This is a genomic window from Acinetobacter sp. UBA6526 (genome assembly GCF_002434875.1).
Classification (GTDB): Bacteria; Pseudomonadota; Gammaproteobacteria; order Pseudomonadales; family Moraxellaceae; genus Acinetobacter; species Acinetobacter venetianus.
The window spans coordinates 1,695-6,210 of record NZ_DJLC01000153.1; the positions used below are offsets into that span (position 1 = coordinate 1,695).

Here is a 4,516-nt window from a genome sequence, read left to right on the forward strand (position 1 = left end):
AGCATCAATCTCATCAATAAAGATGATACAAGGCGCGTGGCGTTTCGCTTGTTCAAACATATCACGAACACGCGATGCACCCACACCAACGAACATTTCGACAAAGTCAGAACCAGAGATACTGAAGAAAGGTACTTTAGCTTCACCAGCAATTGCTTTTGCTAATAATGTTTTACCTGTACCTGGAGGACCAACCATCAATACACCACGAGGAATGGTCGCACCAAGACGTTTAAATTTGGCAGGGTCTTTTAAGAAATCAACGATTTCAACCACTTCTTGTTTTGCTTCATCACAACCAGCAACATCACTAAACGTTAACTTAATTTGATCTTCAGATAACATTTTTGCTTTTGATTTACCAAAACTCATAGGGCCATTTTTGCCGCCAGCACCACCACCCATATTACGCATGAAGAACATGAATAATAGGATAATAAGTAAGACTGGGAAGCTCGCAATGAGAAGTTGCATCAAAATGCCTTGACGTTGCGGCGCTGTACCCTCAACCACTACATTTTGTTTATTCAAGCTTGGTAGCAATTCAGTGTCTTCTACTTGTGGACGAACCGTTTCGAAAGAAGAACCATTGGATTTTTCACCACTAATATTTAAACCGTCAATTGTGACTTGTTTAATCTGCCCAGCATTCACCGCTGCCACGAAATCTGAGTATTTCATCGCTGCAGGTTTATTGCGGTCACTGACGTTGCTAAAAATCAAAATCAGAACACCGAGTATGATGAGCCACAATACGGCATTCTTGAAGTAATCGCTCAAGGCTTTATTCCCATATCAATCTAATTTGATCATACCTAATCTTGGCTGACCTTCACAAAAACAGCAATGAATTTGCGTTGCAAAAAACTTAAAAGGTACAAAATGCACAATTTTTAACAACTTGGCAAGTACACTTTTTATTGCAATGCCTTTTTACGACCTTGCCCAATCAAAAAAACCTCTTTTGATCGCGCACGTGAAGCCGCAGGTTTGGCTGTTTTTAATACATCAAAACTATCGACCACTTGTTTTCTGAACTCATCAAAACCAGAACCTTGGAACACTTTAACCACAAACTGTCCGTTTGGTCCTAATACTTTCTGAGCAAAATCCAAAGCCAATTCACATAAGTAAATTTGACGAGGTTGATCAACAGCCCTATTACCTGATGTATTGGGGGCCATATCAGAAATTACAATGTCTACTTGACGCCCATTTAAAATATTTAACAATTTTTCAAAAACTTCTTCTTCTCGGAAGTCACCTTGCAAGAAGGTCACATCTGGAAGTGCATCCATTGCTAAAATATCAGAGGCAATGACTAAGCCATTTGCACCGACTAATTTACCAGCGATTTGAGACCAACTTCCTGGTGCTGCACCTAAGTCAACCACCGTCATACCAGGTTTGATCATTCTATATTTTTCTTGGATTTCGAGTAGCTTATACGCTGCCCGAGCACGATAGCCCTCCTTTTGTGCCTTTTTCACAAACGGGTCATCTAAGTGCTCTCTCATCCATGCACGACTGCTTTTAGACAATTTTTGATTGGTAATGCGTGTCGCCATAACTCACTAAATTAAAAAAACTTCTGATTAGTCATTGTACGTGAAAATTACTCTCATTACAGTACGGATGTACTTCATTCACACGAAGTTTTACAGATTTTTTCCGATAAGTATAATTGATGATTCCAAGTGTGTTTTCACACAATTTATTCTACATGCTGGCATGCTAAATCTATCTAAGATTCGGGATGCAAGTTATACTAAGTCGTTTTTCGAATCAGGTATTTTTAATGGCGGCTTTATCTATCCATGAACGTAAACGTTTACGTCAAATTGGTCATGCACTTAACCCAGTTGTAATGATTGGCAGCCAAGGTCTTACAGAAAGCGTCATTGAAGAGACAAATCGTGCACTTAATGATCACGAATTAATCAAAGTGAAAATTGCTGGTGAAGATCGTGATGCTCGCGCCGCTGTCATTGATGCGATTGTTGAAGCAACTGGCGCAGAATCTGTACAGAAAATCGGTAAAATTGTTTTGCTTTATAAAAAAGCTGCAAGACAAAACCAACATCTTTCTAACTTAGTTCGCTTTGCTCATTTAAGTAATAAGTAAGATCAATGGCAAGTTATGAACTTTCCGCTTTCGATCGCTTCAGTGCCATTACTGTCGTTGGAGCAATTGAGCAAGAGACCCCAGCCACGTTAAATATTGGCTTTTGGGTTCGAGATCCCAATCGGTTTTTAATTTACCCAGAACAAGTTACAGCACATCCACGCCAAGACTATTTATGGGAACAAACTTGCTTTGAAATTTTTATTGGTGTGAAAGATCAAGATTTTTATAGAGAGATTAATCTTTCCCCTTCTCAAGCTTGGCAAGTTTATCAATTTGAAGAATATCGTTTTCCAGAAGAGATGCCGCCCCTCGCAGCATATGACATTGAATTAAATCATTTACAACGTACCCATTATGGGTTGAATGTAAGTTTAGATTTATCTCAATTTATGCGACAGCACCAATTAAAGTGGGCTGATCTCTATCTTGGTTTAAATGCTGTATTGAATACCACACAAGGTATGCACTATTTTGCAATGCAACATAGCAGCCCTCAAGCTGATTTCCATAATAAGCGCGATTGGCTACACCAATTCTAAAAATGAAAAAAGCGAGAAAAGAATTTCTCGCTTTTTTTAACTGACTACTAAAAGTGTGAATTAGCTCGCGCGAACTTTATTCCAAGCTTCAACCGCTTGCTCTTTAGTACGTTTAAAGCTGCCAACCAAAGTATCTTTATGTTTCACAGAGATTTGGCTGATGTCATCTTTTAGTTCTTTACTTACTTTAGTTAAATCTTCGATTAAAGCATTTAACTCAGTTTTTAATGCATTTGTTAATTCAACCAAGTTACCTTGTGAAGAATTAAGTTGAGTTTTAATCACTTCAATACGCTCTAACAGATCTTGCTTGATTTGAGCAAGTTGACCTTGAATATTTTGATTTAACTCTTTAGCTTCCGCCTCAATTTTCTCTTGAGTTTCAGCAAGTGCTTCTTTTACCTGCTCTTGAGTTTCTGTGATCACTTCCTTTGCTTGTTCTTGAGTTTCAGCAATCACTTCTTTTGCCTTAGCAGTTTTCTCAGCAACAACTTCTTTTGCTTTTGCTGTTTTTTCTGCAACCGCTTCTTTCACCTCAGCAGTCTTTTCAGCGACAACTTCTTTCACTTCAGCTGTTTTCGCAGCAACAGTTTCTTTAGCCTTTGTTGTTTTTTCAACAACAGCTTCTTTCACTTCTTCAGTTGCAGCTACAGCGTTTTGATTCTCAGCCATGTTGGTTCCCCTCATTATTGATTGTTGATTTTTTGGCTTAATATAAGATAAAGCTCTTTCATTTTGGACCAATAAAAAATTGTTAGACAATTTGCATAATATCTCACGATACCGATAAAAGAATGAGTTATTTGGCAATAGACAGATTTGTACTTAAGCTTTTAAGAGAATTCGACCAATTCCTGATTTTATAAATAAAACACATAGACTTTTCACGTTCTCATGCGTATAATGCGCTGTTAAGTTACAAGCGAGCAGACTGGAAGGAGGGGCATGTTTTTTATAGACAGCCTACCTTTTTTTATGTCTTCTCGCTTTTTTACAGCCTTATTTTTGTGGTTTTAGTTCAGGAGCTTTGGTTTGAGCACCCCCGCCATTTTAGCCCTCGCAGATGGAACGGTCTTTAAAGGAACGTCTATCGGTGCATCGGGATGTACGACTGGTGAAGTCGTTTTTAATACTGCAATGACTGGTTATCAAGAAATCTTGACTGACCCTAGTTATGCGCAACAAATTGTGACGTTGACTTATCCTCATATTGGAAATACAGGCTGTAATAGCGAAGACGTTGAATCAGGTCGCATCCATAAAGTATGGGCGAATGGTTTGATTATTCGTGATCTTCCTTTATTACATAGCAACTTCCGTTCTGAACAATCATTAAGCGAATATTTAGAGCAACACAATGTTGTTGCTATCGCTGACATCGACACACGTAAATTGACTCGTATTTTACGCGACAAAGGTGCACAAAATGGTTGCATCCTTGCTGGTGAAAATATCACAGAAGAAGAAGCAATTGCGAAAGCACGTGAATTCGGTGGTTTAACTGGTTTAGATCTTGCGAAAGAATGTTGTGATCCTGAAGGCTTTGAATGGACTGAAGGTTCATGGACTTTAGGGAATGGCTTCACTCAACCAGAATTAAAATATCATGTGGTTGCATACGATTATGGTGTCAAAACCAACATCTTACGTATGCTTGCAGACCGCGGTTGTAAATTAACAGTTGTTCCTGCACAAACACCAATTGAAAAAGTTTTAGCTTTAAATCCAGACGGCGTGTTCTTGTCAAATGGTCCTGGTGATCCAGCAGCATGTGACTATGCAATTGAAGCAGTTAAAACACTGGTTGATACAACAAACTTACCTGTATTCGGTATTTGTTTAGGTCATC

6 protein-coding genes are annotated in these 4,516 nt (G+C 38.6%); 3 read left to right on the top strand and 3 right to left on the bottom strand.

Going from position 1 to position 4,516, the window contains the following annotated elements; all coding sequences use genetic code 11:
* Together B4237_RS10460 and rlmE are read right to left on the bottom strand one after the other, a co-directional pair.
* Positions 1 to 780: ATP-dependent metallopeptidase FtsH/Yme1/Tma family protein (locus B4237_RS10460; RefSeq protein WP_286943011.1), on the bottom strand; the 780-nt coding region annotated here is incomplete at its 3' end.
* 137 nt (positions 781 to 917) lie between these two features.
* Entirely contained in the window at positions 918 to 1,568 is a 651-nt protein-coding gene (gene rlmE, locus B4237_RS10465; protein WP_004878286.1) for a 23S rRNA (uridine(2552)-2'-O)-methyltransferase RlmE, read from the bottom strand.
* A gap of 230 nt (positions 1,569 to 1,798) precedes the next feature.
* On the opposite strand from rlmE, the gene yhbY reads away from it, so the two are divergent.
* Complete coding sequence (gene yhbY, locus B4237_RS10470) at positions 1,799 to 2,125, top strand: ribosome assembly RNA-binding protein YhbY (RefSeq protein WP_278596214.1); 327 nt, start codon at positions 1,799 to 1,801, stop codon at positions 2,123 to 2,125.
* Positions 2,126 to 2,130: 5 nt separating this feature from the next.
* Positions 2,131 to 2,667, top strand: coding sequence for a DOMON-like domain-containing protein (locus B4237_RS10475; RefSeq protein WP_278596213.1), 537 nt, complete (start codon positions 2,131 to 2,133; stop codon positions 2,665 to 2,667).
* Between the two features lie 60 nt (positions 2,668 to 2,727).
* Here the strand turns inward: B4237_RS10475 and B4237_RS10480 are convergent, their stop codons facing one another.
* The gene (locus B4237_RS10480) at positions 2,728 to 3,339 is read right to left on the bottom strand and encodes a hypothetical protein (RefSeq protein ID WP_007483045.1); all 612 of its coding nucleotides are present in this window, start codon (positions 3,337 to 3,339) and stop codon (positions 2,728 to 2,730) included.
* Between the two features lie 360 nt (positions 3,340 to 3,699).
* Between B4237_RS10480 and carA the strand changes: the two genes are divergently transcribed.
* The coding region (gene carA / locus B4237_RS10485; protein WP_286943014.1) for a glutamine-hydrolyzing carbamoyl-phosphate synthase small subunit at positions 3,700 to 4,516 on the top strand (817 nt) is incomplete at its 3' end.

Excerpts from the sequence above, each read along its gene's own strand:
- rlmE (WP_004878286.1), bottom strand. The coding sequence starts at position 1,568 with ATGGCGACACGCATTACCAATCAAAAATTGTCTAAAAGCAGTCGTGCA.
- yhbY (WP_278596214.1), top strand. The coding sequence starts at position 1,799 with ATGGCGGCTTTATCTATCCATGAACGTAAACGTTTACGTCAAATTGGT.
- B4237_RS10475 (WP_278596213.1), top strand. The coding sequence starts at position 2,131 with ATGGCAAGTTATGAACTTTCCGCTTTCGATCGCTTCAGTGCCATTACT.
- B4237_RS10480 (WP_007483045.1), bottom strand. The coding sequence starts at position 3,339 with ATGGCTGAGAATCAAAACGCTGTAGCTGCAACTGAAGAAGTGAAAGAA.